We start from the raw sequence: 24,919 nt of genomic DNA on the forward strand, positions 1-24,919 counted from the left end.
ATACACGAATGTATCGGATACACCGTTGTATCGAAAGACCCCGGCGAGTCCGTCCGGGCCGGTGATCATATTGGAACGTATTTTCGAATAAGGAGTACGCTGGGCCGCATGGCCACGCACCTCCAGGGCTCCCTGTTCGACCAGACCGACGAGCTGCGCCTGGGCCCCCTGCGCGGACTGCGCCGCACCGTGCTCGGCGCCGGCGCCTGGATCGACGTGCTGCCCGGCTGGCTGACCGGCGCGGACGCCCTGTTCGAACGGCTCGCGGCGGAGGTCCCCTGGCGCGCCGAGCGGCGGAAGATGTACGACAACGTCGTCGCCGTACCCCGCCTCCTGGCCTTCTACGGCGCCGCGGACCCCCTCCCCCACCCCGTCCTGGACGAGGCCCGCGCCGCCCTGTCCCGGCACTACGCGAAGGAGCTGGGCGAGCCGTTCACCACCGCCGGACTGTGCTACTACCGCGACGGCCGGGACAGCGTGGCCTGGCACGGCGACCGGATCGGAAAGGGCGCCCACGCGGACACCATGGTCGCGATCCTCTCCGTGGGCGAGCCCCGCGATCTGCTGCTGCGCCCGGCCGGCGGGGGCGGACCGGCGGTACGGCGGCCGCTCGGGCACGGCGACCTGATCGTGATGGGCGGCTCCTGCCAGCGCACCTGGGAGCACTGCGTGCCCAAGTCGGCGCGGGCGGCGGGGCCCCGGATCAGCGTGCAGTTCCGCCCGCACGGCGTGCGCTGAGACAAGCCGGAACAACCGGACAACTCGCCGCCCCCTCGCGCCCCACGGCGGCGGATCTGGTTGGCTGTCCCCTCGAAGATCACTGGCACTCGGGCGCGGAGAAACCATGCGGGCAGAAGTACATCAAGTGGCCGACGGCACCTACCTGGTGCACGGCAACAACGTCAACTGGGTGATCCTGAAGGACGGGGACGCCCTCACCCTGATCGACACCGGGTATCCCGGGGACCGGCCGGGGATCCTGGAGTCCCTCGCCGCGGTGGGCGGTTCACCTCAGGCGGTGTCCGCCGTGCTGATCACCCACGCGCACAACGACCATCTGGGCTCGGCCGAGTACCTGCGGTCCACCTACGGCACGCCCGTCTATCTCCACCCGGCCGAAGTCCCGCACGCCCGGCGGGAGTTCCTGCACCAGGCCACGCTCGGCGACGTCGTGCGCAACGTCTGGCGGCCGGGCATGCTGCCGTGGGCCGCGCATGTCATCAAGGTGGGCGGCATGGAGCACAACCCGGTCACCGCGCCCGAGCCGTTCCCCGGCGCGGGCGCGCTCGACCTGCCGGGCCGCCCGGTGCCCGTGCACACCCCCGGCCACACCGACGGACACTGCGTCTACCACCTGCCGGAGGCCGGCATCGTGGTCTCCGGGGACGCCCTGGTCAGCGGGCACGCCGTGTCCTGGACCAAGGGGCCGCAGCTGCTGCCCGGCTTCTTCGACCACGACCGCGGCCGGGTCGTGGCCTCCCTCGACCTGATCGCCGCGCTCGACGGCGACACCCTGCTGCCCGGTCACGGCCCGGTCCACCGGGGCGCGGTGCGCGCCGCCGCCGAACAGGCCCGGGACCGGGCCACCCGCAAGTCCCCCGCCACCAAGGCGGGTTGACGCCGGGTCAGTCGTGCGGGACCACCGCCACCGGGCAGTCGGCGTGGTGCAGCACCCCGTGCGCGACCGAGCCGATGCGGGCGCCCACGGCGGTGCGGCGGGCCCGGCGGCCGACGACCATCAGCTGGGCGCGGCCGACCAGCGACAGCAGCACCTGCCCCGCGCTGCCCATCTCCACCTGCTCGGCCACGGGCACCTCGGGGAACCGCTCGCGCCAGGGCCGCAGCGCGTCGGCCAGCGCCTGCTTCTCGTACGGTTCCAGTCCCCCGGCCTCGTCCAGCAGCCTGAGCGAGCCGGGGCTGTAGGCGAAGACCGGCGGCAGCGTCCAGGCCCGTACGGCGCGCACGGCGGCGCCCCGGGCGGCCGCCGTCTCGAAGGCGAAGCGCAGCGCCGCCGCGCTGTCCTCGGCGTCGCCCTGCTGGCCGACCACCACCTCGCGCCCGGCGGCCTCCAGGGCGGCACGGTCGCCGGCGCGCACCAGCACCACGGGCCGGGTGGCCTCGGCGATCACGTGCTGGCCCACCGAGCCCAGCAGGAAGCCCACGACCGGGCCGTGTCCGCGCGAGCCCAGCACCAGCGTCTCCGCGTCCCGGGCCGCGCGCCCCAGCGCCTCGGCCGCGTCCTCCTCGACCACGTCGACCCTCACCGTGAGCTCCGGATGCCGCTCGGCGACCTGGCGCACCGCCTCCGCCACGCCCTCCTCGGCCCACCCGCGCTGGGTGTCCCGGCCGGCTCCGGCGAGCTTCTCGGCGTGGTGCCACGCGTGCAGGACCCGCAGGGGCAGCCCCCGGCGCACGGCCTCCCTGGCCGCCCAGTCCAGCGCGGCCAGGCTCTCCTCCGTGCCGTCGAGCCCTGCCGTGATCGCCCGTGTCATCCGTGGCCTCCTCGTCGTGCCGACCGTTCATGCTGCTGATCCCCACTATCGGACACGGCGCGCCCCGCCCGGACCCCGGCCCTCCGTCATGGGGGCGGGCCCGGACGCCGGGGCGAAGCCGGGCGATCGAACATACGATGGGCGCGTACCGGTGCGAGGGTGCCCGTGCCACCGCGCCGCGGGATTCCGACGCTCGGGGTGGAGATCCATGACACAGGCCGCGCCCGGCACCCGGGCCCCGATGACACCGGCCGCCGACGCGACGCGGACCGTCATCCTGACCGTGGACGACGACCCGGGGGTCTCCCGCGCCGTCGCCCGTGATCTCCGGCGCCGCTACGGAGCGTCGTACCGGATCGTGCGCGCCGAGTCCGGGCCGTCCGCGCTGGAAGCGCTGCGCGAGCTGAAGCTGCGCGGCGACCTGGTGGCGGTGATCCTGGCCGACTACCGGATGCCGCGGATGAACGGCATCGAGTTCCTGGAGCAGGCGCTCGACGTGTACCCGGGGGCACGGCGGGTGCTGCTGACCGCGTACGCGGACACGAACGCGGCGATCGACGCGATCAACGTGGTGGACCTCGACCACTATCTGCTCAAGCCGTGGGACCCACCGGAGGAGAAGCTCTATCCGGTGCTGGACGATCTCCTGACGGCATGGCGCGCCAGCGACCACAGGCCGGTGCCGAGCACCAAGGTGGTGGGGCACCGCTGGTCGGCGCCGTCCTCGCAGGTCCGGGAGTTCCTGGCCCGCAACCAGGTGCCGTACCGCTGGTACTCGGTGGAGGAGCCGGAGGGGCAGCGGCTGCTGGCCGCGGCCGGGCTGGACGGGCAGCGGCTGCCGGTGGTGGTCACCCCGGACGGCTCGGCCCTGGTCGAGCCCGAGGCGCCCGAACTGGCCGCGCGGGTGGGACTGGCCACGACGCCCACGGCCGACTTCTACGACCTGGTGGTGATCGGCGGCGGCCCGGCCGGGCTCGGCGCGGCCGTGTACGGGGCCTCGGAGGGGCTGCGCACGGTGCTCGTGGAGCGCTCGGCGACCGGCGGGCAGGCCGGGCAGAGTTCCCGCATCGAGAACTACCTGGGCTTCCCGGACGGTGTCTCCGGTGCCCAGCTCACCGGCCGGGCCCGGCGGCAGGCGGCCCGGTTCGGTGCCGAGATCCTGACCGCGCGCGAGGTGACGGCCCTGGAGACGTGCGGCGCCGCCCGGGTCGTGCGGTTCGCGGACGGTACGGCGATCGCCGCGCACAGCGTGATCCTGGCGACCGGCGTGCAGTACCGGCAACTCGACGCCCGGGGCTGCGTCGACCTGACGGGCTGCGGGGTGTACTACGGCTCGGCGCTGACCGAGGCGGCCGGCTGCCAGGGCGAGGACGTGTACATCGTCGGCGGCGCCAACTCGGCGGGCCAGGCGGCGATGTACCTCGCCCGGGGCGCCAAGTCGGTGACGCTGCTGGTACGCGGCGCGGATCTGTCGGCGTCGATGTCGTACTACCTGATCCAGCAGATCACCGAGGCGCCCAACATCGAGGTGCGCTGCCGCACGGTGGTGGAGGCGGCCCATGGCTCGGGGCGCCTGGAGCAGCTGACGCTGCGTCATACCGGGACCGGGGAGACCGAACGGGTCGACGCCCGGTGGATGTTCGTGTTCATCGGCGCGGCCCCGCTGACCGACTGGCTCGGCGACGGCGTGCTGCGCGACGAGCGCGGTTTCATCCTGGCCGGGCCCGATCTGACCGCCGACGGGCGGCCACCGGCCGGCTGGGAGCTGGACCGGCCGCCGTACCACCTGGAGACCAGCGTACCCGGCGTGTTCGTGGCGGGCGACGCGCGCGCCGAGTCCGCGAAGCGCGTCGCGTCCGCCGTCGGCGAGGGCGCGATGGCCGTCATGCTCGTCCACCGGTATCTGGAGCAGTCATGAGCGGGCAGATCATGCCGTGCGACCCGAAGGAGATCCGGTCGCTCTTCCTCTTCGAGAAGCTCACCCCCGAGCAGGTGGGGCGGCTGTGCGCCGAGGGGCGGGTGGAGCTGTTCCAGCCCGGCCCGGTGTACACCGAGGGCGACCCGGCGACCTGCTTCTTCGTGATGGTCGAGGGGACGGTGGTGATCTCGCGCCGGGTCGGCGGGGACGACGTGGAGGTCTCCCGGACCTCGCAGCGCGGGGTGTACGGCGGGGCGATGCAGGCGTATCTGGGCGACCGGGTGCGGCAGGTGTACGCCAACTCGCTGCGGGCCACCGAGCCGACGCGGTTCTTCGTGCTGCCCGCCGACCTGTTCGCGGACGTGATGCACGAGTGGTTCCCGATGGCGGTGCATCTGCTGGAGGGCCTGTTCTTCGGGTCGAAGAACACCCAGGCGGCCATCGGGCAGCGGGAGCGGCTGCTGGCGCTCGGCTCGCTGTCGGCGGGGCTCACCCATGAGCTGAACAACCCGGCGGCCGCGGCCGTGCGGGCCACCTCCGCTCTGCGGGAGCGGGTGGCGAGGATGCGGCGCAAGCTGGCCGTGATCGCCGAAGGGCCGTTCTCCCGGGACGCGTTGGCGAGTCTGGTCGAGATCCAGGAGCGCACCGCCGAGCGGGTGGCGAAGGCCCCGGCGCTCAGTCCGCTGGAGGCCGCCGACCGGGAGGACCTGCTCGGGGACTGGCTGGCGGACCACGGCATCGAGCAGGGCTGGCAGCCGGCGGCGACCTTCGTCCAGGCGGGGCTCGACGTCGACTGGCTGGAGCAGGTGGCGGCGGCCGTGGACGAGGAGATCCTGCCGGGCGCGGTGGGCTGGCTCAACTACACCGTCGAGACCGAGCTGTTGATGACCGAGATCGAGGACTCCACCACCCGCATCTCGCACCTGGTGGACGCGGCCAAGCAGTACGCGCAGCTGGACCGGGCGCCGTACCGCGCGGTGGACGTGCACGAACTGCTGGAGAGCACGCTGCTGATGCTGTCGGCCAAGTTCGGCTCCGGCATCCGGGTCATCAAGGAGTACGACCGGACGCTCCCGCCGGTGCCCGCCTACCCGGCGGAGCTGAACCAGGTGTGGACCAACCTCGTCGACAACGCGGTCTCCGCGATGCGGGGTTCGGGCGGCGAGGGCACTCTGACGGTGCGCACCGCGCGCGACCACGACCGGGTGCTGGTGGAGTTCCGGGACACCGGGCCCGGGATCCCGGCGGAGATCAAGGACCGGATCTTCGACCCGTTCTTCACCACCAAGCCGGTCGGCGAGGGCACCGGGCTCGGTCTGGACATCTCCTGGCGGATCGTCGTCAACAAGCACCACGGCACGCTGCGGGTCGACTCCGAACCCGGTGACACCCGCTTCCAGGTGCTGCTGCCGCTGAGTGCCGGACAACCCGAACCGGCCGAACCGGCCGGGGAACGACCAGAGGAGGCCGTATGAGCGGCGTCGAGGGCATCGATCCGAACGTCCCGCCGAGCGGCACCGGTTGCGCGGAGTGCGAGGCGGCGGGCGGGTGGTGGTTCCATCTGCGGCGCTGTGCCCAGTGCGGGCACATCGGCTGCTGCGACGACTCGCCCGCCCGGCACGCCACCGCGCACTACCGGGCCACCGGGCATCCGGTGATCCGCAGCTTCGAGCCGGACGAGGCGTGGTTCTGGAACTTCGCCACCGAGGAACTGTCCGCCGAGGGGCCCGAACTCGCCCCGCCGTCCGGGCATCCGGCCGACCAGCCGGTGCCGGGCCCCGCCGGACGGGTGCCGCAGGACTGGGCGCGGACCCTGGGGTGAGCCGGGGCGTGCGGGCCTCAGCGCCCGCAGTCCAGCCGCTTCAGGTCGACGGAGTCGGCGAGGGCGCGCATGCCCCGGTCGCCGGGGTGCAGATGGTCGCCGCCGTCGTACGCCGGCCGCAGGCGCTCGGGGTCACGGGGGTCGCGCAGCGTCCGGTCGAAGTCGGCGACGGCGTCGAAGCCCCCGCGCGTGCGGAGGTAGTGGTTGACCTCGCGCCGTACGGTCTCCGCGGCGCGGTCCCACTCCGGCCAGCCCTTGAAGGGGCTGATGGTGGCGGCCGTCACACACAGATGGGCCGCGTGCGCGCGGTGCGCCGACTCACGGTATCCGGCGATCAGTTGGGCGGCGGTGACGCCGGTGTGCGCCTTCAGGTCGTTGACGCCCGCGAAGAGGACGACGGTGCGCACCCCGGGCTGGGACAGCACATCGCGGTCCAGGCGGTGCAGGATGCTCTGCCCGGCGCCGTCCCCGGTGCCGTCCGCGAGCAGCTTGTCGCCGGATATGCCCTCGTCGGCCACACCCTGTACGGCGCCGTGGGCCGTGTGCAGGCGCCGGGCCAGGTAGTCGGGCCAGCGGCGGTTGCGGTCCACGGTGGACTGCCAGCCGTCGGTGAGGGAGTCGCCGAGCGCGGCCACGGCCCCGGTGGCCGGGCGGTCGGGGCGTACGGCGACGGCGTCGACGTACCACCAGGCGCCGGTGGTCCGCGTCCAGTGGGCGCCGCCGTCCTCGGCGGTGAGATCGCCGCCCAGCCCCATGTACGACGTCTGGAGGGCCAGCGCGTGGCCGCTGGCCGGGCCCCCGGCCGCCGGGGTGCGCAGGCTCACCACTAGGTCGGCACCGGCGGGCACCCGGCCGGGCAGCGGATCGCTCCAGGCGACGGAACCGGCGGGGACGGTGATGCGGTGGGCGCCGCCGAAGGTCAGGGCGTGGTTGCCGCCGGGGCGCAGGGCGGCGCCCCGGGCGCGCAGGCCCGCGTAGACGTGGTCGAGGGTCAGCGGGCGGTCACCGAAGGCGTTGGTGAAGCGGATCCGCGGCGCACCGCCGCCGACGCTGGTGTGCACGATCATCCGGTACTGCGCGCCCGCGACGCCCGGGCCCATGCGTTCGGCGCTCGCCGCCCAGGTCAGCACGCCGGAGGCGCGGCCCGGGGCGCCCGGCGGGTGGAGGACCGTGCGGGCGGGCCCGGACTGGCAGGCGGCGACCGCCAGCAGGGCGGCGGCGACGCGGCAGCCGCGCCCGAACCGGCCGTTCACGAGGCGCCCGGCCCATCGGAACCCGGCCGTACCCCCGCGGCCGTACCCGCGTATCCCACGCTGGACATGGTCCCGCCACGGGCCCCGGTCCGCACCTCGGTGGGCGGTCATCGCTCTCCTCCCTCGCCGGCCCGCCGCCTGCCATGAGGCCGACGGCATCGGGAGGTCCGGTTGCCCCGCACCGGCCCGGACATGCGGATGCCCCGCGCGGGGCGGGGCATCCGGTCGTGCGCGAGGCCGTCAGTGCTTGGCGGCCGGCGTGTTCGCGACGGTCACATTGACCGCCGCCCACGCCTGGTTCACCGTCTTGTACTCGGTGCTGCTCGCGCCGTACAGGTCCTTGGCCGCCTGGAGCGTCGCGAGGCGCGCGCCGTGGAAGTCGGTCGTGGACACCATGTAGCGGGTCAGCGCGCGGTAGAAGATGGCGGTGGCCTTGGCGCGGCCGATGCCCTTCACCGTGGACTTGTCGTACGTCGGCGAGTTGTACGCCACGCCGTTGATCGTCTTCTTGCCGCTGCCCTCCGCGAGGAGGTAGTAGGCGTGCGACGAGACACCGGAACCGGCGTGCACCTCGGTGTCGTAGGTGGCCGGGGTCCAGTAGTCGATCGTGCCCTCGAGCTTGTCGAGCGAGGGGTGGTCCAGGCGGCGCAGGAACTTCTGCGCGAGGCCCAGCTTCTCGCCGATCAGGTAGTCGGGCGTGTCCTGCTTGTTGTTGGCGTAGAACTCGACGTTGGAGCCGAAGATGTCCGCCAGCGACTCGTTGAGCGCGCCCGGCTCGCCGTACTGGTTGCCGTCCGCGTCGACGTAGGTCGGCTCCAGCTTGGCGGTCGCGTCGACCACGCCGTGGGTCAGCTCGTGACCGGTGACGTCGAGGACGACCAGCGGCTTCTTGAAGGTCTGGCCGTCACCGTCGCCGTAGAGCATGCAGGAGCAGGTCGGGTCCCAGAAGGCGTTGGCGACCTTGTTGCCCCAGTGCACCAGGCCGTGGGCGGCCTTGCCGTTGTCGGCGATGCCCTTGCGGCCGAAGGTCTTCTTGTAGAAGTCCAGCGTCTTGGTGATGCCGTACTGGGCGTCGGCGGCGGCGCTGGCGCGGTTGGAGGTCGCGCCGTTGCCCCACACGTTGCTGGTGCCGGTGAACTTCGTGCCGGCGCCGAAGCTCTCCGTGGTCTTGCCCTTGGCGTCGCGCACCTCGGTGCCGTACCGGCTCGGGTCGGCGAGCTGGTAGTGGCCGCGCGAGGTCTGCGTGGTGGTGAGACCGACGCTGCCGACGTAGAGGGTCTTGCCGGTGCCGTTCGCGGCGGACGGGAAGGCCGTCTTGGCGCCGGTGGGGGCGTCGGCGCGGCCCAGCGCGGCGGCGCGGGCGTCACCCGTGGACGGGGTGGCCGTCGCGCCGCTCTTCTGGAGGCTCTTGACGAGCTTCGGCGACAGGAACTGGTCGCTGTCGGGCGTGTTGCTGCGCACCTTGCCGGTGACGGCGTCGACCACGACGGTGTTGGTGCCGTCCTGGTCGGTCACGGTCACCTGGTAGGCGAGCGCGGAGGCGCCGTCGCGGGCGTCCACGACGAGCTGGGCGGTACCGGCCTCGCCCTTCGCGGCCTGGGCGGCCTTGGCGGCGGCCTGACCCGCGGTCAGCTTGGCCTGGGCGGCGGCGGCAGGCTTGACGGCCTGGGCGGCGGCGCGGGTCACGCCCGTGTAGGCGAGCTTGTGGTCGAGGTGGACCACGAGGTCACCGCCGAGCACCGGCAGGCCGTTGTGGGTGCGCTCGAAGCGGACGTGCCGGGCACCCTCGGGGTCCAGCATGACGTCCTGGGCCTGGAGTTCGTCACCCGTGGAGACACCGGACGCGGACGCGTGCGCGAAGGCCGCGGTGCGGGCCGCGGTCACCACGGCACCGGCATCGGTGACGGACGCGACGGAGCGCGCCTCCCCCGTCGTGGGGCCCGCGAAGGCCGTACCGGCGAGGCCCGTGGCGGCGGTGGCCACCGCGACCGCGACCGCCACTGAGCGTATGTGCGGTTTACGCAATCTGATCAGGGTTCCTTCTGTGAAGGGCGGCGCGACGTCAACCGCCCTGTAGACATGGCGCCCTTCGGCGCCAGGGGGCTGGTCGGGCCCCGAAGGCTCACCCTTACGGATCAGTCATGTGCACGTAAACCAGGAATGATCTATTTCGCGATCTTCTATGGCAATCCTTTACAAATGAGCGCCAGAGAGTGATCGAGGAATGACCAACTGTGTGTCGGCTGTGGAGACGTGGCCTCGATCCCCTAGGTTCCCAGGCCGGAATGTGACCGATGTCGCATCGGTGGTCGTACGGATGGGAGTGGATGCCCGATGGTGTCAGCCAGGGTGAGCAGGGGCGCGGTCCTCGGAGCGGTCGCGCTGTCGCTGCTCGCGGTACCGGCGGTGGAGTCGGCCGCGGCGGAGTCGGCCGCGGCGGACGGGCTTTCGGCGCCCGACACGGCGGGCCTGACCGCGGTGCTGCGGTCGGCGGTGGCCGGTGGCGCGCCGGGCGCGCTGGCCCGGATCGACGACCACGGCACGGTGTACCGGACGACGTACGGGTACGCCGACCGCGGCACCCGGCGGGCCATGGACGCCGGGGACCGGTTCCGCGTGGGCAGCGTCACCAAGTCCTTCTCGGCGGTCGTCCTGCTGCAACTCGTCGACGAGCACCGGCTGGCGCTGGACGCGCCGGTGAACCGCTATCTGCCGGGGCTGCTGCCGGACGACGCGATCACGGTGCGCCAGGTGCTCGGCCACCGCAGCGGGCTGTACGACTTCACGAACGACATGTTCGCCGACAGCGTTCCGGGGTTCGAGGCGGTCCGCAACAAGGTGTTCACGTACCGGCAGTTGGTGGCGCTGTCCCTGAAGCACCCCCGCACCAACGCGCCCGGCGCGGCGTACTCGTACTCGAACACCAACTTCGTGGTCGCCGGCATGCTCATCGAGAAGATCACCGGGCACTCCGTGCGGACCGAGTACCAGAACCGGATCTTCGGGCCACTGAAGCTCCAGGACACGTTCTACGTCCACCCCGACACCGCGATCCCCGGCGCCCACGCGCACGGCTACCTCACCCCCGACAAGGCGGGCGATCCGCTGGTGGACGCCACCGAGCAGACGGTGTCGTGGGCGCAGAGCGCGGGCGCCATCATCTCCAGCGCGCGGGACCTGGACACGTTCTACAGCGCGCTGCTCGGCGGCAGGCTGATGTCCCCGGCGCGGCTCGCGGACATGGAGAAGATGAACCGGGTCAACGCCACCACCGCGTACGGGCTCGGGCTGCGGCGCCGCGATCTGTCGTGCGGGATCTCGGTGTACGGGCACACGGGGACGGTGCAGGGCTACTACACGTACGCGTTCGCGACGAAGGACGGCGGCCGGAGCATGACGGCCGTCGCCACCACGTCCAACAACGGCAAGGTGCTCAACACGCTCGCGGGGACGCTGGATTCGGCGTTCTGCGGCAAGCAGGGCAAGCGGTGGCCCCCGGCGGCGGGCAAGGAGTAGGCCGCGAGCGTCCTGATCTTGGCAGAAGGCGTGTCCTCGGGTCAGGATGCCCGCATGAAGGGTGATCTCTTTTCCAGTCGGCACATGGTGCGGGCGGCCACCGGACCCGGGATGTCCGTCGAGAACGCCAAGTGCCTTCGGTACGCGGTGGACGGCGAGATGTACGCCCGGCAGGGCGCGATGGTCGCCCACCGCGGTGACCTGCGGTTCGAGCGCAAGGGGCAGGGCGTCGGGGGCATGCTCAAGCGCGCGGTCACCGGGGAGGGCCTGCCCCTGATGGCGGTGCGCGGGCGGGGCGAGGTCTGGCTCGCGCACGAGGCGCAGAACTGCTTCGTCGTGGAGATGGAGCCCGGCGACCGGTTCACCGTGGGCGGCCGGCATGTGCTGTGCTTCGACCCCTCGCTGTCGTACGAGATCCGGACCGTCAAGGGCTCCGGCGTCACCGCGGGCGGCCTGTTCAACAGCGTGTTCAGCGGCAGCGGCCGGCTCGGTCTGGTCTGCGAGGGCGATCCGCTGGTCATCCCGGTCTCGGCGGAGCAGCCGGTGTACGTCGACACGGACGCGGTGGTCGGCTGGAGCGAGGCCCTGGAGACCTCGCTGCACCGCTCGCAGTCGGTAGGGTCGATGCTGCGCGGCGGCTCCGGCGAGGCCGTGCAGCTGATGCTCCGGGGCGAGGGCGTGGTCGTCGTACGTCCGAGCGAGCTGACCCGGCACAAGCCGCAGCAGCACTGAACGGGAAGGGTGGCACACCGTGATCGGCATCTCCGAGATCGAAGCCGCGGCCGGGCTGATCGCCCCGCATGTGGTGCGGACACCGACCGTGGCGAGCCCCGGGCTCGGCGCGCTGCTCGGCGTCCCGGTCACCGCCAAGCTCGAACTGCTCCAGCGCACCGGCTCGTTCAAGGCGCGCGGGGCGGCGGCGAAGCTGCTGTCGCTGAGCGAGGCGGAGCGGGCGGCGGGCGTGGTCGCGGTCAGCGGCGGCAACCACGGGATCGCGCTCGCGGTGATGGCGGCGGCCCTCGATGTGAAGGCGACCGTGGTGATACCCCGCACCGCGCCCGCGCGTTCGCTCGCGCTCGCCGAGGAGGCCGGGGCGTCGCTGCGGCTGACCGACGGCATGGACGGCGCCTTCGCGCTGGGGATGCGGCTCGCGGACGAAGGGCGCACACTGGTCCACCCGTTCGACGACCCGGCCGTGATCGCCGGGCAGGGCACGGTCGGCCTCGAACTGGCCGAGGACGCCGACGACGGGCTGACGGACGTCCTCGTCAGCATCGGCGGGGGCGGGCTGATCTCGGGCATCGCGGCGGCGCTGCGGGCCCGGCGGCCCGGGGTGCGGGTGTGGGGCGTGGAGACGGCGGGCGCGGAGGCGATGTCGGCCGCGCTGAAGGCGGGCGGCCCGGTGCCGGTCCCGCTGTCCTCCCTGGTCACCACGCTCAGCGCGCCCAGCGTCTGCCGGCTGACCTACGACCACACCGCCGAGTTGGTCGAGGACGTGCTGGTGGTCCCGGACCGGGAGGCCGTCCGCGGCTGCCTGGACCTCTCCACCCACGCCAAACTCTGGGCGGAACCCGCCGCGGGCTGCCTGCTCCCGGCCGCCCGTGAGATCCTCTCCCGCGTCGGCCCCGCCGCCCATCTGGGCCTGGTGGTGTGCGGCGGCAACACGACCCTGGCAGAGGTGACGGACTGGGCGGAGCGGTTCGGGCTGGGGTAGGGGTGGCGGGACCGCTGCCCCTCGCCCACCGTCCATCGCCCACCGCGCATCAGCCTTCGGTCTTCGGCCTTCGGAGGCTCCTCCGTTTTCATGGGCGTCAGGCCGGGGACTCGGGGCCCATGGTGCGAATCGGATACACGATGATGACCGAGCAGGCCGGGCCCCGGGAGTTGGTGGAGCATGTGGTGGGGGCCGAGGAGGTCGGGTTCGACTTCTCGGTGATCTCGGACCACTACTTTCCGTGGCTGCGGGCACAGGGGCACGCCCCCTACGCGTGGAGCGTGCTGGGTGCCGCCGCGCAGGCCACCTCGCGGATCCCGCTGATGACCTACGTGACCTGTCCCATCCGGCGCTACCACCCGGCCGTCGTGGCCCAGAAGGCGGCGACCGTGCAACTGCTGTCCGAGGGCAGGTTCCGGCTCGGGCTCGGCGCGGGTGAGAACCTGAACGAGCATGTGGTGGGCGGCGGTTGGCCCCCGGTGGATGTGCGCCACGAGATGCTGGAAGAGGCCGTGGAGATCATCCGCGCGCTGTTCGAGGGCAAGCACGTCACCCACCACGGCCGGCACTACCAGGTGGAGTCGGCCCGGCTGTGGGACGTGCCGGGGCCGCCCCCGCCGATCGGTATCGCGGTCTCCGGCGAGCAGTCCTGCCGGCTCGCGGGACAACTCGGCGACCTGGTGATCGCGACCGAGCCGAAGCCCGACCTGCTCGCGGCGTTCGACCGCCACGGCGGCCGCGGCAAGCCCCGCGTCGGCCAGCTGCCGGTGTGCTACGACCCGGACCGGGACACGGCCGTCAAGCGGGCCCACGCCCAGTTCCGCTGGTTCGGCCTCGGCTGGAAGGTGAACGCCGAACTGCCCCACCCCGACTCCTTCGAGTCCGCGACCCAGTTCGTCACCCCCGACGACGTGGCCGCCTCCATTCCGTGCGGCGACGACCCGGACGCCTTCATCGAGGCCGTACGGCCGTACGCGCAGGCCGGGTTCGAGGAGGTCGCCCTGGTGCAGATCGGCGGTGACACCCAGCCGGAGTTCCTGAAGTGGTCGGCGAAGACCCTGCTGCCCGCGCTGCGGGAGGCGTTCGGCTGACGGGGGCTCGACCGGGGCGAACGGGGTACCAGAGCTTCGATACGCCGATCGTCCCGGGAGGTTCCCAGCGTGAACACCGTCGTGCACAAGACCCTGGTGGTGCAGCTCCATGCCCCCGGCACCGGCCGCTTCCCGGTCCTCGCCCATCTCGGGTACGACGCCGACGACCCCTTCGCCGTCACCATCGTATTCGCCCACGACGGCCATGTGCTGGCCACCTGGCGCCTCGACCGGGAGATGCTCGCCGAGGGCCTGGACAGGCCGGTCGGCGTCGGCGACGTACGGCTGCGGCCCGCCGACACGGGGATGTGGCAGGAGCTGCGCATGGAGTTCCTCGGGGAGCCGCGCCCGGACGGCGGGCGGCAGCGCGCGGTGGTGTACGCCTGGGCACCGGCCGTGGCCATGTTCGTGCGCGAGACCCGCGAGATCGTACCGCCGGGCCGCGAACGCGTCCCGGTGGACGAGCTGTTGGCGGACATCCTCGCCACGGGATGAGCGGCTGATGTCACGGGACGCTCGTCAGCGAGCGGCGGCAGGTGAGGCCCGCGTCAGCGACCGGCGGCCGGTGAGGCCCGGCAGTCCGGACAGCCGGGTCTCACCGGCCACGGTGAACCCGGCACGGCCCGCGAGGCCAGGTTCTCCACCCTGCTCGCGGCCGTCAGAAAGGTCAGCCCGTACACCTCGGCGGCCCGTGCGACATCTCCCGTACGGCCCAGGCCCGCGGCGCGCTCGGCGATCCGTCAGCCGGGAGCGGCGCCGCCGTCCGCGCGGGGGCGTGGTCGGGGCGCAGCGGTCGCAGCTCGGGCGTGGCGGGACCCTGCGCGTCCCGCCCGCCCGGTCGTCACCGGTCTTCCGTGCCGGTGGTGTGCCGGCGCCGGGCCCACAGCGGGAGGCCGTACCAGCATGTCAGGTACCAGGCGACGACGGCCGCGACCAGCCAGGGCACATAGGCGTCCTGCGTGGCCACCCGCAGGATGAGCAGCAGGGCCGAGGTCATGGTGGCCAGCAGCAGCACCAGGCCGACGAAGGTCAGCCGCGCGGCGATCCGTACCGCCCGGGGCTTGACCCGGCGGCCGGAGACCAGGCGGTGCAGCGAGACCGGCCCGATGAGGGCGCCGGTGGCGCAGGCGCCGAGCACCACGGTGACGATGTAGATGTGCTGGTCGGTCTCGGGCAGCCGGACGTACTTCGGCTGGAAGACCACGGTCAGCAGGAAGCCGAACAGGATCTGCACGCCCGTCTGGGCGACGCGGACCTCCTGGATGAGTTCACCCCACATCCGGTCCGCCCGCTCCTCCTCGCTCTCGTCGCGCCCCGTGCGGCGGTCGTCCTCTGTCATGCGGTGCTGGTAACCGGCCCGCCGTTCCTTCAAACGGCGGACCGGTTCCTTCGAACGGCGGGCGCCGGCACCGCTACCAGCGGTGTTCGACCTGCTCCGCGATCCGCCGCTCGTACAGGTCCCGGATCGCGGTGAACGTCTCCGGGGGCAGCGGGGGCAGCTTCGCCGCGGCGGCGTTGGCGCGGGCCTGTTCGGGGTCGCGAGCGCCGGGGATGACCGTGGTGACGCCCTCCTGCTCGATGATCCAGCGCAGCGCCAGCTGGGCCGGGGTGCAGCCCTCGGGGGCGAGCGCCGCGAACTCGGCGGCGGCCTCCACGCCGGTCCCGTAGTCGACGCCGGAGAAGGTCTCGCCCTGGTCGAACGCCTCGCCGTGCCGGTTGAAGGTGCGGTGGTCGTTCGCGGCGAAGACGGTGTCCTTGGTGTACTTGCCGGTCAGCAGCCCGGAGGCGAGCGGCACCCGGGCGATGATGCCGACACCGGCCGCGCGGGCGGCGGGCAGCACCTCGCGCAGCGGCTTCATCCGGAACGGGTTGAGGATGATCTGTACGCTGGCGACGTTCGGCCGGGCGATCGCGGCCAGCGCCTCCGCGCAGGTCTCCACGCTCACGCCGTACGCGGCGATGCGCTCCTCCTCGACGAGGGTGTCCAGCGCGTCGTACACCGCGTCGGCGGAGTAGACCGGGGTGGGCGGGCAGTGCAGCTGCACCAGGTCGATCCGGTCGACGCCGAGGTTGCGCCGCGAACGGTCGTTCCAGGCGCGGAAGTTGTCGAGGACGTAGTTCTCGGGGAGCTGGTCGACGCGGCGGCCCATCTTGGTGGCCACCAGCACGTGCAGATCGGGGCGGCCGCTCAGGAAGGCGGCGATGGTCTGCTCGCTGCGCCCGTCGCCGTAGACGTCGGCGGTGTCGAAGAAGGTGACCCCGGACTCGGCCGCGGCCTCCAGGACGGCCAGCGCGTCCTTGTCGTTGACGTCGCCCCAGTCCGCGCCCAGCTGCCAGGTGCCGAGTCCGACCACCGACGCCCACTGACCCGACCTGTCGATCACACGTTCGTCCATGACGACAGTCTGTCACCCGGCGCCCGCTCCCACGGGGGAGGCGGGTCGCTCGGGGCGGCGGCCCGCTCAGGCCTCGGCCGTGCGGCACTCCGGATGGCCCCAGCCCTGCGCGTTCTTGGCGATGGACTCGCCCGCCGCGTAGGCGCGGCCGCACAGGCAGCGGCCGGGGAACTTCGCCTTGATGGTGCGCGACGCGGAGGACGAGGCCGACGCGCCCCCGCAGCGGCGGGCCGTCTTCTTGCGCGGGGCGGCCGACTTGGGGGTGTCGGGCGAGGGCGGCGGCACCGGTGAGCCCAGCTCGCTGCCCGCCGGTTCCTGCACGACGGCGGCCTGGCTGGCCGCGCGGTCGGCGAAGTCGTTGAGCGGGTCGCCGTCGACCTGGTGGGCCGGGACGTAGCGGAACTCCACCGAGCGGCCCTCCAGGAGCGCGTCGATGGCGACCACCAGCTCCTGGTTGGCGACCGGCTTGCCGCCGGACGTCTTCCAGCCGTTGCGCTTCCAGCCGGGCAGCCAGGTGGTGACGGCCTTCATCGCGTACTGGGAGTCCATCCGGATCTCCAGCTCGACGGCCGGGTCGACGGAGCTCAACAGCCGTTCCAGGGCGGTGAGTTCGGCGATGTTGTTGGTGGCCCGGCCGAGCGGGCCCGCCTCCCAGCGAGCGGGCGTCCGCTCGTCGTCGGCCGAGACCACCCATGCCCATCCGGCCGGTCCGGGGTTTCCCTTCGAAGCCCCGTCGCACGCGGCCACCACTCGTTCACGCATGCGCACGATCATCCCATGACGGCACGAGTGCCCCGACCGGACCGGCGGGGCCCTCGCTCAGGTCTCCTCGATCCGGGGCACCTCTCCCTCGGTGGTCGTGATGTCGATCACCGAGAAGTCGGCGCCCTGCGGATCGCTGAGCGTCGCGAACCGGCCGAAGGGGCTGCTCATCGGTCCGAAGCGGACGATGCCGCCGAGCCGGGCCGCCGCGGCGACGGCCGCGTCGCAGTCGGCCACGGTGAAGTAGACGTTGATGTACGAGGGCACCTCGGGCGGGAAGTCCTCGGTCATCCGCATCCGCCCGAGCACGGTGTCCTCGCCGACCTCGAACATCCGGAAGTCCACCGCGTCGTCCACGATGTCCTTCGTGCGGTACGGGAAGACCGCGCGGAAGAAGGCGTCCGCCTTCTCGGGTTCGCGGGTGTAGACCTCGGCCCAGCAGTAGGCGCCCGGCTCGGCCGTCGCCTCGAAACCCTCGTGGGTGCCCGCCTGCCACACCCCGAACACGGCCCCGCTGGGCTCGCGGGCCAGGCACATGGTGCCGGTGTCGCCGACCCGCATCGGCTCCATCAGTACGTCGCCGCCGTGCCGCCGTACCTTCTCGGCCGTGGCGGCGGCGTCCGGGGAGGCGAAGTACAGGCACCACCGCGACTGGCCCTCCTGGCCGGGCATGGGCGGGACGACGGCGGCGACGGCCCGGCCGTCCACGGATGCCTGCGTGTAGTGGCCGTACGCCGCGGTGGAGGTGCCGAAGGTCCAGCCGAGGACCTCGCCGTAGAACCTCTTGGCGCCCTCCAGATCGGTGAACATCGCATCGGCCCAGCAGGGCGTTCCCTCGGGGTGTACGGCCATGGTCGCCGCCCTCCTGGAGTCGTCGCGGCCCCCCGCCTGCTCACGCTAGCCAGCCGCCGGGCGGGCCGCGCGCCGAGCGGGGCGCTGCCGGACACTGGGGAGGGGCCGCCTGCGGAAGGGCTTGGACGATGACGATGCGGGCGTGGTCGGTGCTGGCGCCGGGACCGGTCGAGGGCGAGCCGCTGGAGCTGGTGGAGCGGCCGGTGCCCACCCCGGGCCCGGACGAGCTGCTGGTGCGGGTGCGGGCGTGCGGGGTGTGCCGGACCGATCTGCATGTCACCGAGGGCGAGCTGCCGGTGCGCCGGGCCGGGGTGACGCCCGGGCACGAGGTGGTCGGCGAGGTGGCGGGGCTCGGCTCGCAGGTCTTCGGGTTCGCGCCGGGCGACCGGGTGGGCGTGGCCTGGCTGCGCCGCACCGACGGGGTGTGCGCCTACTGCGCGCGGGGCGCCGAGAACCTGTGCCCGCGCTCCCGATACACCGGGTGGGACGCGGACGGCGGCTACGCCGAGTACACGACCGTGCCGGCCGCCTTCGCCTACCGGCTGCCCGAGGCGCTGGACGACGTGTCGGCGGCGCCGCTGCTGTGCGCCGGGATCATCGGGTTCCGCGCGCTGCGCCGCACCTCGCTGCCACGGGGCGGGCGCCTCGGCCTGTACGGCTTCGGGGGCAGCGCCCATCTGTGCGCGCAGGTCGCGCTCGCCGAGGGCGCGATAGTGCATGTGATCACCCGGGACGAGGTCGCGCGCAGGCTCGCCCTGGAGCTGGGCGCGGCCTCCGCGCGGGACCTTGACGAGGCGCCGCCGGAGCCGCTGGACGCGGCGATCCTCTTCGCCCCGGTCGGCGATCTGGTGCCGGTCGCGCTGCGCGCCCTGGACCGGGGCGGGGTGCTGGCGGTGGCGGGCATCCACCTCAGCGACGTACCGCCGCTGAGGTACGAGACGGACCTGTTCTACGAGAAGGAGCTGCGCAGCGTCACCGCCAACACCCGTGCGGACGGCCGGGAGTTCCTGACCCTGGCGGCCCGCTACGGCGTCCGCGCGACCACCCACCCCTATCCGCTCGACCGGGCCCCGGACGCGCTGCGCGATCTGAAGGCGGGCCGCTTCGACGGCGCGGCGGTGCTGGTGCCCGGGCGCTGAGAACCCCTCGTCACTCCCCCGCGTAGGCCTGCTCCAGCGCGGCGACGTCCAGCTTGCCCATGCTCATCATGGCGCGGGTGGCCCGGGCGGCCCGCTCCGGGTCGGGGTCGCTCAGCATGGGGAGCAGCCGGTCGTAGACGATCTGCCAGGACACGCCGTACTTGTCCTTGAGCCAGCCGCAGGGGCCGCCCTCGCCGCCGTTCTCGGTGAGCCGGTTCCAGTAGTGGTCGATCTCCTGCTGGTCGGAGCAGAAGAGCTGGAAGGAGACCGATTCGTTGAAGGTGAACTGGGGGCCGCCGTTGAGCGCCATGAACCGCTGGCCGTTGGCCGTGAACTCGACGGCCAGCACGGATCCCGCCGGACCGGGCCCGGCCTCGGTGTGGCGGCCGACGCGGTCCACGCGGGAGTTCTCGAAGATCGACACGTAGTGGTGCGCGGCCTCCTCGGCCTGGCCGTCGAACCAGAGACATGTGGTGAAACCGTCGGTGGTCATGAGCACCTCCTGGATGGGGGAAACACGGTCGGAGTACAGACCGGCACCCGGCCGAAAACTCATCGGCGGGCCGGTGGACGGACGGAATCCGGCCGAGCATGGCGCGGCCAGGGGGCGGCGCGGGTGCTCTGACCTGGGAGGAACGGCGAATTTCAGCCAAGTGCAGTATCGGGCGGGCATGCACCGAGTCACCGGGGGTACCCGCGCCGTGAACGCCCCCACCGGCAGGAATGATCTGCCGGATCCGGGGTACACGCCGAGCACACAACAGCGCAGGGACCGGACGCAGCGGTCCGAAAAGGGCAGACGTCGAACCGTGACTTTCGTGGGAGAGGTAATGGATACCGCTGGGATCCGGTCGCAGACAGTGGTCATCGAGAGGACCGAGCAGGACGGCACGGACACGGGGGCCCTGCCCGGCATCGCGGACCCCACCTCCGTCGCCCCGCGGGACGCGCGCCAGCTGTCCCGCCAGTTCTTCCGCCGGCTGACCCAGCTGGAGGAGGGGACCCACGAGTACCAGTACGCGCGCAACACCCTCATCGAGATGAACATGTCGCTCGTGCGGTTCGCGGCCGGCCGTTTCCGGGGCCGCGGCGACGACATGGAGGACATCGTCCAGACCGGCATGATCGGCCTGATCAAGGCCATCGACCGGTTCGAGCTGTCCCGGGAGGTGGAGTTCACCTCCTTCGCGCTGCCGTACATCGTCGGTGAGATCAAGCGGTTCTTCCGCGACACCACCTGGGCGGTGCACGTCCCGCGGCGGCTCCAGGAGCTGCGGGTGGAGCTGGCCAAGGCGCGCGAGGAGCTGTCCAGCCGCCTCGACCGGGACCCGACGGTCGCCGAGCTGGCCACCTTGATGAACCTCTCCGAGGAGCAGGTGCTGGAGGGGCAGCTCGCCGCCAACGGCTACAACTCCTCCTCGCTGGACGCCGCGCTCACCGGTGACGGCCCCGAGGACGGCGAGGCGGTGCTCGCCGACTTCATCGGGGTGGAGGAGGAGGGGCTGCGCCTGGTGGAGGACTTCCACGCGCTGGCGCCGCTGATGGCGGAGCTGAGCGAGCGGGACCGGCAGATCATCCACCTGCGGTTCGTGGAGGAGGCCACCCAGGCGGAGATCGGGGAACGGCTCGGCTGCTCCCAGATGCATGTCTCGCGGCTGATCAAGCGGATCATCACCCGGCTGCGCCAGGGGATGCTGGGCGAGCTGGGCTGCGCCTGAGCCGTAAGGCGGACGAGGCAGAGGTCCGACGAAGCAGAGAATCCCGCGCACGCTGAACGCCCGGTACCGACACGGTCCGGGCGTTCAGCGTCTCAGTGCGAAGCGGGCGATCACCCGCTTGCCGACCGGGATCCGCTCGACGGCGACCTCGGTGGCGATCGCGTGCACGATCTCCAGGCCGTGCCGCCCGATGCGCTGCGGGTTCTTCGGGAAGAGCTGGGGCAGCGCCGTACTGCTGTCGCAGACGGACACCGTGACGGAGGCGTCCGTGCCCTCCAGCTCCAGGATGTAGGGGCCGTCGCTGTGCCGGTCGGCGTTGGTGACCAGCTCGCTCACCAGCAGGAGCAGCTCCCCGTCGGCGCCGCGGTCGATGGTGGCGCACCACTCGGTGCGCAGCTGTTCCAGGAACTGGGCCGCGAAGGCCCGTGCCTCGGCGATGCAGCCGGGTTCGCCGGTGAAATGCGTCGCGCGTCTCAGCGGCTCGACGGGTACGTCGAAACCGGTCGGTATCACTGCCCCGCCCAGATGCTCGGTCATGCTGTCTCTCTCGCGGGCCGCGGGCCCGGTCCGTTCGGCCGTATTCGCACCAGTCCTCTTACCCCGAGCCGCGCATCGCAGTCCAGGCGTTCGCCGGCCGCGCACAGTGGCGAGCGTCACGGTCCCGGCGGTGCGGACATCACGGTACCGGCCGGGGCCCGGCGCGGACGGACCACCCGGCGCGCGGGGTGCCCGGCCGCTGCCTAGCGTGGCAGACGTGAGCCCCCTGACCGTCTCCGCACGGCCCGCCGCCCGGCACGGCTGGCCCCAGGCGCTGGCCGTGGTGCTGACCGGGCTCGCGGTGATGGTGCTGGTGGCCGCGGCCGGGCTGTGGGCGGCGGGTGCGGCGGGACTGCCGGACGGCGCGTTCCCCCGGGTGCTGGCGGCGACCGTGGTGACGGCGGTCGGCGGCAGCGTCCGGCTCGCCGGTGACGCCGGCGCCCTGGCCAGGACCGAGGCCGGGATCACCGTACTCCCCCTGTCGGTGGCGCTGGCGGGTGCCCTGGTGGTCGGCGCGGGCTTTCTGCGCCCGCTGCGGCACCGCACGGTCGCCTCGGCCCGGAAGCTGGCCCGGTGGGCGGCGCGGCTCGCCGTCCTGTGGCTGCTGGTGCTGACCGGGCTCGCCCTCGCGGCCCGGGAGACGTTCGCGGTGGACGTGGGCAGCGGGACGCTCAGCGATCTGACCTCGCTGTTCGAGGCGGAGCCGCGGATCGGGTTCGCCGCGGACGTGCCGCCGACCGTGCTGTTCGCGCTGCTGTGGCTGGCCGGGGTGCTGCTGGTGGCGCTGCTGGTGGCGCACCGGGTGCCGCTGCCGGGGCGGCTGCCGCGGTGGCGGGAGGGGGCGCGTCCCGTCTCCCGCGCGATGCTGGAGCTGCTGCTGGCCTCGGTCGTCGTGGGCCTCGTGGTGGCGCTGGTCACGGCGGCCTCCCGGGGGCACGCGCGGACGACCTTCGCGCTGATCCTGCTCGGCCTGCCCAACCTGGTCTGGCCCGCGCTGACCGTCGGTCTCGGCGCGACCTGGAACGGCCGGGTGGACGGCCCCTTCGGGCTGCCGGTCCCGCACATCCTGGACGTGCTGCTGCGCACCCCCGACGTCTCGGAGGTGGATCTGCGCACGCTGACGGAGTACGACGGCCGGACGGCATGGCTGCCGGTGGCGGCCGGGGTGCTGCTGCTCGTGGTCGCGGTCCGGGCGGCCCTGTGCGCACCGCCCCGGACCCCGCTGTGGCGGCACGCCGTGCGCCTCGCCGTCGCACTCGCCCTCACCGTGCTCGCGATCTGCCTGCTGTGCCGGATCTCCGCGCACTACGGGCTGTCCCTGCTCGGCATCGGCGACCTGGGCGGGGGCCTGTCCGGGGAGCTGCTGCTGCGGCCGCGGACCTGGCAGGCGGTGGGCCTGGGCGCGCTGTGGGGGCTGGCCGCCGGGTTCCTCGGCGCTCTGCTCGCCCTGCCGGTGCGCCGCCGCCGGTCACCCGATGGGCACCACGAGCGCCGGGACGGTGCGCTGCATCCGTAGGGCGTCGACGGACTCGGCGAGCAGTTCGTACTCGGTGGTGTCGTCGTTCGCGGCGATCCGCACCAGCCGCCCCTGCGCCAGCTGCTCGGCCACCCGCTCCTGCCGGCCGTCGTCGGCGCACCAGGCGCGCAGCAGCGTGGGTACGTCGGCGACCGTCTCCGCGACCGGCACCAGCGCCCCCGCCGGGAAGGGGGCGGCCTCCGGGCTGGGGTCGAGCCGCTCGGCGATCCAGGACGCGCGGTCGCGCAGCCACCACAGAGCCAGTGCCAGGGTCGGCGCGCGGTAGGTGCCGAGCGGTACGCCGACGCGCCGGCCGCCGCACACCCCGTATGCCGTGACATGGCACAGGAATTCGTCGTGCACGTATCACTCCCCGTCGCCTCGTCCGGGTGTGCCGGGCGGACCTCGCTCTCCGTGCGGCTCCGTGCGGTGAAGTGCCCCTCGTTGTTCGAGTATCGCCACGGCCGAAACACTGTCACCATGACTTTCCGGCCACTCTGTTGGCATATTCCCCACCCTTTTTGGTCGAAATGATGGGGTCCGGCGGGCCGGTACGAGCATGACCCCGGAGGTAATCGACCCGTCGGGGGCCCCTCGGGCATGGTGGTTCCACCGGGTCGGCGAAACTCCGATCCGGGGTCCGACCAGCACAGACGACTCCGATGGAGGCTGATTCGCCATGTCCGTGAACACCGAACGCTACGAGAGTGCCGCCGCGCGTTACTTCGAGGCCTGGAACGCCACCGAGCCGGAGGCGCTGCGCAAGGCGGTCGCCGCCGCCTGGGCCGCGGACGGCTCCTACACCGACCCGCTCGCCGACGTCCGCGGCCACGAGGGCGTGGCGGCCGTGATCGCCGCGGCCCACGAGCAGTTCCCGGGGTTCGTCTTCCGCCCGCTCGGCGCGGTGGACGGGCACCACGACATCGCGCGCTTCGGCTGGGAGCTGGTGAACGAGGCCGACGGCTCGGCGCCGGTCGCCGGGTTCGACGTCGTCACCCTGGACGGCGAGGGCCGTATCCGCCACGTGATGGGGTTCCTGGACCGGGTCCCCGAGGGTGCGTGACGGCACGCGGCCCGGCTTCCGTGCCCCGGGTGGGGCGGAGGCCGGGCCGCGTGCGGGGGTCCGCGCAAAGGGGCGGTGTTGTCACGACCGTACGATCGCGTCGATCCGCTTCAGTTCCTCCGCGTCGAAGTCCAGGTTGCGCAGGGCGCCGACGCTGTCCTCCAGCTGGCGCGCGCTGCTCGCGCCGACCAGGGCGGAGGTGATCCGGCCGCCGCGCAGCACCCAGGCGAGAGCCAGCTGGGCGAGGCTCTGGCCGCGGGACTCGGCGATCTCCTGGAGCGCGCGCAGCCGTCCGACGAGATCCTCGGTGACCGCCTCGGAACTCAGGAACGGGCTGTCGCCGGCGGCGCGGGAGCCCTCGGGGATGCCCTTCAGATAGCGGCCGGTGAGCAGGCCCTGCTCCAGGGGCGAGTAGACGACGGAGCCGACGTTCAGTTCGTCCAGGGCGTCGAGCAGGCCCTCGTCCTCGGGGCGCCGGTCGAGCATCGAGTAGCGCGGCTGGTGGATGAGGAGCGGGGTGCCGAGGCCGGCGAGGATGCGGGCGGCCTCCCGGGTCTGCTCGGCGGAGTAGTTGGAGACGCCGACGTAGAGCGCCTTGCCCTGCTGGACGGCCGTGTGCAGCGCGCCCATCGTCTCCTCCAGCGGAGTGTCCGGGTCGGGGCGGTGCGAGTAGAAGATGTCGACGTACTCCAGGCCCGTCCGCCTCAGGCTCTGGTCGAGCGAGGCGAGCAGGTGCTTGCGCGAGCCCCATTCGCCGTACGGGCCGGGCCACATGAGGTAGCCGGCCTTGGTGGAGATGACCAGCTCGTCGCGGTAGGGCGCGAGGTCGGCGGCGAGGGCGGCGCCGAGCGCGGACTCGGCGGCGCCGGGCGGCGGGCCGTAGTTGTCGGCCAGGTCGAAGTGGGTGACACCGAGGTCGAGGGCGCGGCGCAGGATGGCCCGCTGGGTCTCCACGGGGCGGTCGGGACCGAAGTTGTGCCACAGGCCGAGCGACAGCGCGGGGAGCTTGAGGCCGCTGCGTCCGGTGCGCCGGTAGGGCATCTCGGCGTAACGGTCGGGGGATGCGGTGTACAACGCGACTCCAGAAGGTCGGGCACGGATCTTCCGGCCCAGGATTCCCCGGGCCGCGC

Annotated in this window: 25 protein-coding genes; 14 read left to right on the forward strand and 11 right to left on the reverse strand. The window is 72.9% G+C overall.

All coding sequences use genetic code 11. The features are described 5' to 3' along the window. Window positions 1-108: 108 nt before the first annotated feature. Together QHG49_RS03230 and QHG49_RS03235 are read left to right on the forward strand one after the other, a co-directional pair. The gene (locus QHG49_RS03230; protein ID WP_159698516.1) at window positions 109-738 is read left to right on the forward strand and encodes an alpha-ketoglutarate-dependent dioxygenase AlkB; all 630 of its coding nucleotides are present in this window, start codon (window positions 109-111) and stop codon (window positions 736-738) included. Window positions 739-844: 106 nt separating this feature from the next. Continuing rightward, window positions 845-1,618, forward strand: a complete 774-nt coding sequence (locus tag QHG49_RS03235) for an MBL fold metallo-hydrolase (RefSeq protein WP_145491281.1) — start codon at window positions 845-847, stop codon at window positions 1,616-1,618. 7 nt (window positions 1,619-1,625) lie between these two features. Here the strand turns inward: QHG49_RS03235 and QHG49_RS03240 are convergent, their stop codons facing one another. Beyond that, window positions 1,626-2,492, reverse strand: coding sequence for a universal stress protein (locus QHG49_RS03240; RefSeq protein WP_159698522.1), 867 nt, complete (start codon window positions 2,490-2,492; stop codon window positions 1,626-1,628). A gap of 241 nt (window positions 2,493-2,733) precedes the next feature. Between QHG49_RS03240 and QHG49_RS03245 the strand changes: the two genes are divergently transcribed. Genes QHG49_RS03245 through QHG49_RS03255 form a run of 3 tightly spaced genes read left to right on the forward strand, consistent with a single transcriptional unit; the run spans window position 2,734 to window position 6,232 of the window. After that, window positions 2,734-4,410 carry an FAD-dependent oxidoreductase gene (locus tag QHG49_RS03245; protein WP_301492682.1) on the forward strand — a complete coding sequence of 559 codons (1,677 nt, stop codon included), beginning with the start codon at window positions 2,734-2,736 and terminating at the stop codon, window positions 4,408-4,410. Beyond that, complete coding sequence (locus QHG49_RS03250) at window positions 4,407-5,885, forward strand: ATP-binding protein (protein WP_301487153.1); 1,479 nt, start codon at window positions 4,407-4,409, stop codon at window positions 5,883-5,885. The genes QHG49_RS03245 and QHG49_RS03250 overlap by 4 nt, the downstream gene beginning before the upstream one ends. Beyond that, window positions 5,882-6,232, forward strand: a complete 351-nt coding sequence (locus QHG49_RS03255; protein ID WP_145491289.1) for a UBP-type zinc finger domain-containing protein — start codon at window positions 5,882-5,884, stop codon at window positions 6,230-6,232. Before QHG49_RS03250 ends, QHG49_RS03255 begins: the two co-directional genes overlap by 4 nt. 17 nt (window positions 6,233-6,249) lie before the next feature. On the opposite strand, the gene QHG49_RS03260 is transcribed toward QHG49_RS03255, so the two are convergent. Together QHG49_RS03260 and QHG49_RS03265 are read right to left on the reverse strand one after the other, a co-directional pair. Then, the gene (locus QHG49_RS03260) at window positions 6,250-7,485 is read right to left on the reverse strand and encodes an SGNH/GDSL hydrolase family protein (protein ID WP_370530560.1); all 1,236 of its coding nucleotides are present in this window, start codon (window positions 7,483-7,485) and stop codon (window positions 6,250-6,252) included. Between the two features lie 240 nt (window positions 7,486-7,725). Then, on the reverse strand, window positions 7,726-9,486 hold the full coding sequence (locus tag QHG49_RS03265; protein ID WP_301487155.1) for a M4 family metallopeptidase: 1,761 nt from the start codon (window positions 9,484-9,486) through the stop codon (window positions 7,726-7,728). Between the two features lie 333 nt (window positions 9,487-9,819). On the opposite strand from QHG49_RS03265, the gene QHG49_RS03270 reads away from it, so the two are divergent. The 5 genes from QHG49_RS03270 to QHG49_RS03290 all read left to right on the forward strand — a co-directional run bounded on the left by QHG49_RS03270 (window position 9,820) and on the right by QHG49_RS03290 (window position 14,301). After that, window positions 9,820-11,001: a serine hydrolase gene (locus tag QHG49_RS03270; RefSeq protein WP_159698534.1), complete on the forward strand. Its 1,182-nt coding sequence runs from the start codon at window positions 9,820-9,822 to the stop codon at window positions 10,999-11,001. A gap of 54 nt (window positions 11,002-11,055) precedes the next feature. Then, window positions 11,056-11,733 carry an AIM24 family protein gene (locus QHG49_RS03275; RefSeq protein WP_145491301.1) on the forward strand — a complete coding sequence of 226 codons (678 nt, stop codon included), beginning with the start codon at window positions 11,056-11,058 and terminating at the stop codon, window positions 11,731-11,733. A 19-nt stretch (window positions 11,734-11,752) separates the two neighbouring features. Then, window positions 11,753-12,715 carry a pyridoxal-phosphate dependent enzyme gene (locus QHG49_RS03280; RefSeq protein WP_301487156.1) on the forward strand — a complete coding sequence of 321 codons (963 nt, stop codon included), beginning with the start codon at window positions 11,753-11,755 and terminating at the stop codon, window positions 12,713-12,715. A gap of 119 nt (window positions 12,716-12,834) precedes the next feature. Then, window positions 12,835-13,806, forward strand: a complete 972-nt coding sequence (locus tag QHG49_RS03285) for an LLM class F420-dependent oxidoreductase (protein WP_159698540.1) — start codon at window positions 12,835-12,837, stop codon at window positions 13,804-13,806. Between the two features lie 69 nt (window positions 13,807-13,875). Further along, window positions 13,876-14,301, forward strand: a complete 426-nt coding sequence (locus QHG49_RS03290; protein ID WP_145491312.1) for an SsgA family sporulation/cell division regulator — start codon at window positions 13,876-13,878, stop codon at window positions 14,299-14,301. Between the two features lie 346 nt (window positions 14,302-14,647). Here QHG49_RS03290 and QHG49_RS03295 read toward each other — a convergent pair whose 3' ends face one another. From QHG49_RS03295 to QHG49_RS03310, 4 genes are all read right to left on the reverse strand, one after another. Then, window positions 14,648-15,145 carry a DUF6328 family protein gene (locus tag QHG49_RS03295; RefSeq protein WP_145491315.1) on the reverse strand — a complete coding sequence of 166 codons (498 nt, stop codon included), beginning with the start codon at window positions 15,143-15,145 and terminating at the stop codon, window positions 14,648-14,650. 73 nt (window positions 15,146-15,218) lie between these two features. After that, window positions 15,219-16,202, reverse strand: coding sequence for an aldo/keto reductase (locus tag QHG49_RS03300; protein WP_145491320.1), 984 nt, complete (start codon window positions 16,200-16,202; stop codon window positions 15,219-15,221). A 66-nt stretch (window positions 16,203-16,268) separates the two neighbouring features. Next, entirely contained in the window at window positions 16,269-16,976 is a 708-nt protein-coding gene (locus QHG49_RS03305; protein ID WP_301487157.1) for a ribonuclease H, read from the reverse strand. Window positions 16,977-17,021: 45 nt separating this feature from the next. Continuing rightward, window positions 17,022-17,816 (reverse strand): VOC family protein, encoded by a 795-nt coding sequence (locus QHG49_RS03310; RefSeq protein ID WP_301487158.1) that lies wholly within the window; start codon window positions 17,814-17,816, stop codon window positions 17,022-17,024. Between the two features lie 134 nt (window positions 17,817-17,950). On the opposite strand from QHG49_RS03310, the gene QHG49_RS03315 reads away from it, so the two are divergent. Next, window positions 17,951-18,955 carry a zinc-binding alcohol dehydrogenase family protein gene (locus tag QHG49_RS03315; RefSeq protein ID WP_301492684.1) on the forward strand — a complete coding sequence of 335 codons (1,005 nt, stop codon included), beginning with the start codon at window positions 17,951-17,953 and terminating at the stop codon, window positions 18,953-18,955. Between the two features lie 10 nt (window positions 18,956-18,965). On the opposite strand, the gene QHG49_RS03320 is transcribed toward QHG49_RS03315, so the two are convergent. Then, on the reverse strand, window positions 18,966-19,448 hold the full coding sequence (locus QHG49_RS03320) for a VOC family protein (RefSeq protein ID WP_159698561.1): 483 nt from the start codon (window positions 19,446-19,448) through the stop codon (window positions 18,966-18,968). 337 nt (window positions 19,449-19,785) lie between these two features. Between QHG49_RS03320 and QHG49_RS03325 the strand changes: the two genes are divergently transcribed. Next, entirely contained in the window at window positions 19,786-20,673 is an 888-nt protein-coding gene (locus tag QHG49_RS03325; RefSeq protein ID WP_159698564.1) for an RNA polymerase sigma factor SigF, read from the forward strand. 84 nt (window positions 20,674-20,757) lie between these two features. Here the strand turns inward: QHG49_RS03325 and QHG49_RS03330 are convergent, their stop codons facing one another. Continuing rightward, entirely contained in the window at window positions 20,758-21,210 is a 453-nt protein-coding gene (locus QHG49_RS03330; protein ID WP_145491339.1) for an ATP-binding protein, read from the reverse strand. Between the two features lie 217 nt (window positions 21,211-21,427). Here QHG49_RS03330 and QHG49_RS03335 point away from each other — a divergent pair, with 217 nt between their 5' ends. Further along, complete coding sequence (locus tag QHG49_RS03335; protein ID WP_301487159.1) at window positions 21,428-22,726, forward strand: streptophobe family protein; 1,299 nt, start codon at window positions 21,428-21,430, stop codon at window positions 22,724-22,726. Here QHG49_RS03335 and QHG49_RS03340 read toward each other — a convergent pair. Continuing rightward, window positions 22,679-23,089, reverse strand: a complete 411-nt coding sequence (locus QHG49_RS03340; protein WP_159698570.1) for a hypothetical protein — start codon at window positions 23,087-23,089, stop codon at window positions 22,679-22,681. The genes QHG49_RS03335 and QHG49_RS03340 overlap by 48 nt on opposite strands. 316 nt (window positions 23,090-23,405) lie before the next feature. Here QHG49_RS03340 and QHG49_RS03345 point away from each other — a divergent pair, with 316 nt between their 5' ends. After that, window positions 23,406-23,789, forward strand: a complete 384-nt coding sequence (locus QHG49_RS03345; protein WP_145491349.1) for a nuclear transport factor 2 family protein — start codon at window positions 23,406-23,408, stop codon at window positions 23,787-23,789. 81 nt (window positions 23,790-23,870) lie between these two features. Here the strand turns inward: QHG49_RS03345 and QHG49_RS03350 are convergent, their stop codons facing one another. Beyond that, window positions 23,871-24,863 carry an aldo/keto reductase gene (locus QHG49_RS03350; RefSeq protein ID WP_301487160.1) on the reverse strand — a complete coding sequence of 331 codons (993 nt, stop codon included), beginning with the start codon at window positions 24,861-24,863 and terminating at the stop codon, window positions 23,871-23,873. Between the last annotated feature and the right edge of the window lie 56 nt (window positions 24,864-24,919).

Origin of the sequence: Streptomyces sp. WP-1, from assembly GCF_030450125.1 — a bacterium.
Lineage (GTDB): Bacteria > Actinomycetota > Actinomycetes > Streptomycetales > Streptomycetaceae > Streptomyces > Streptomyces incarnatus.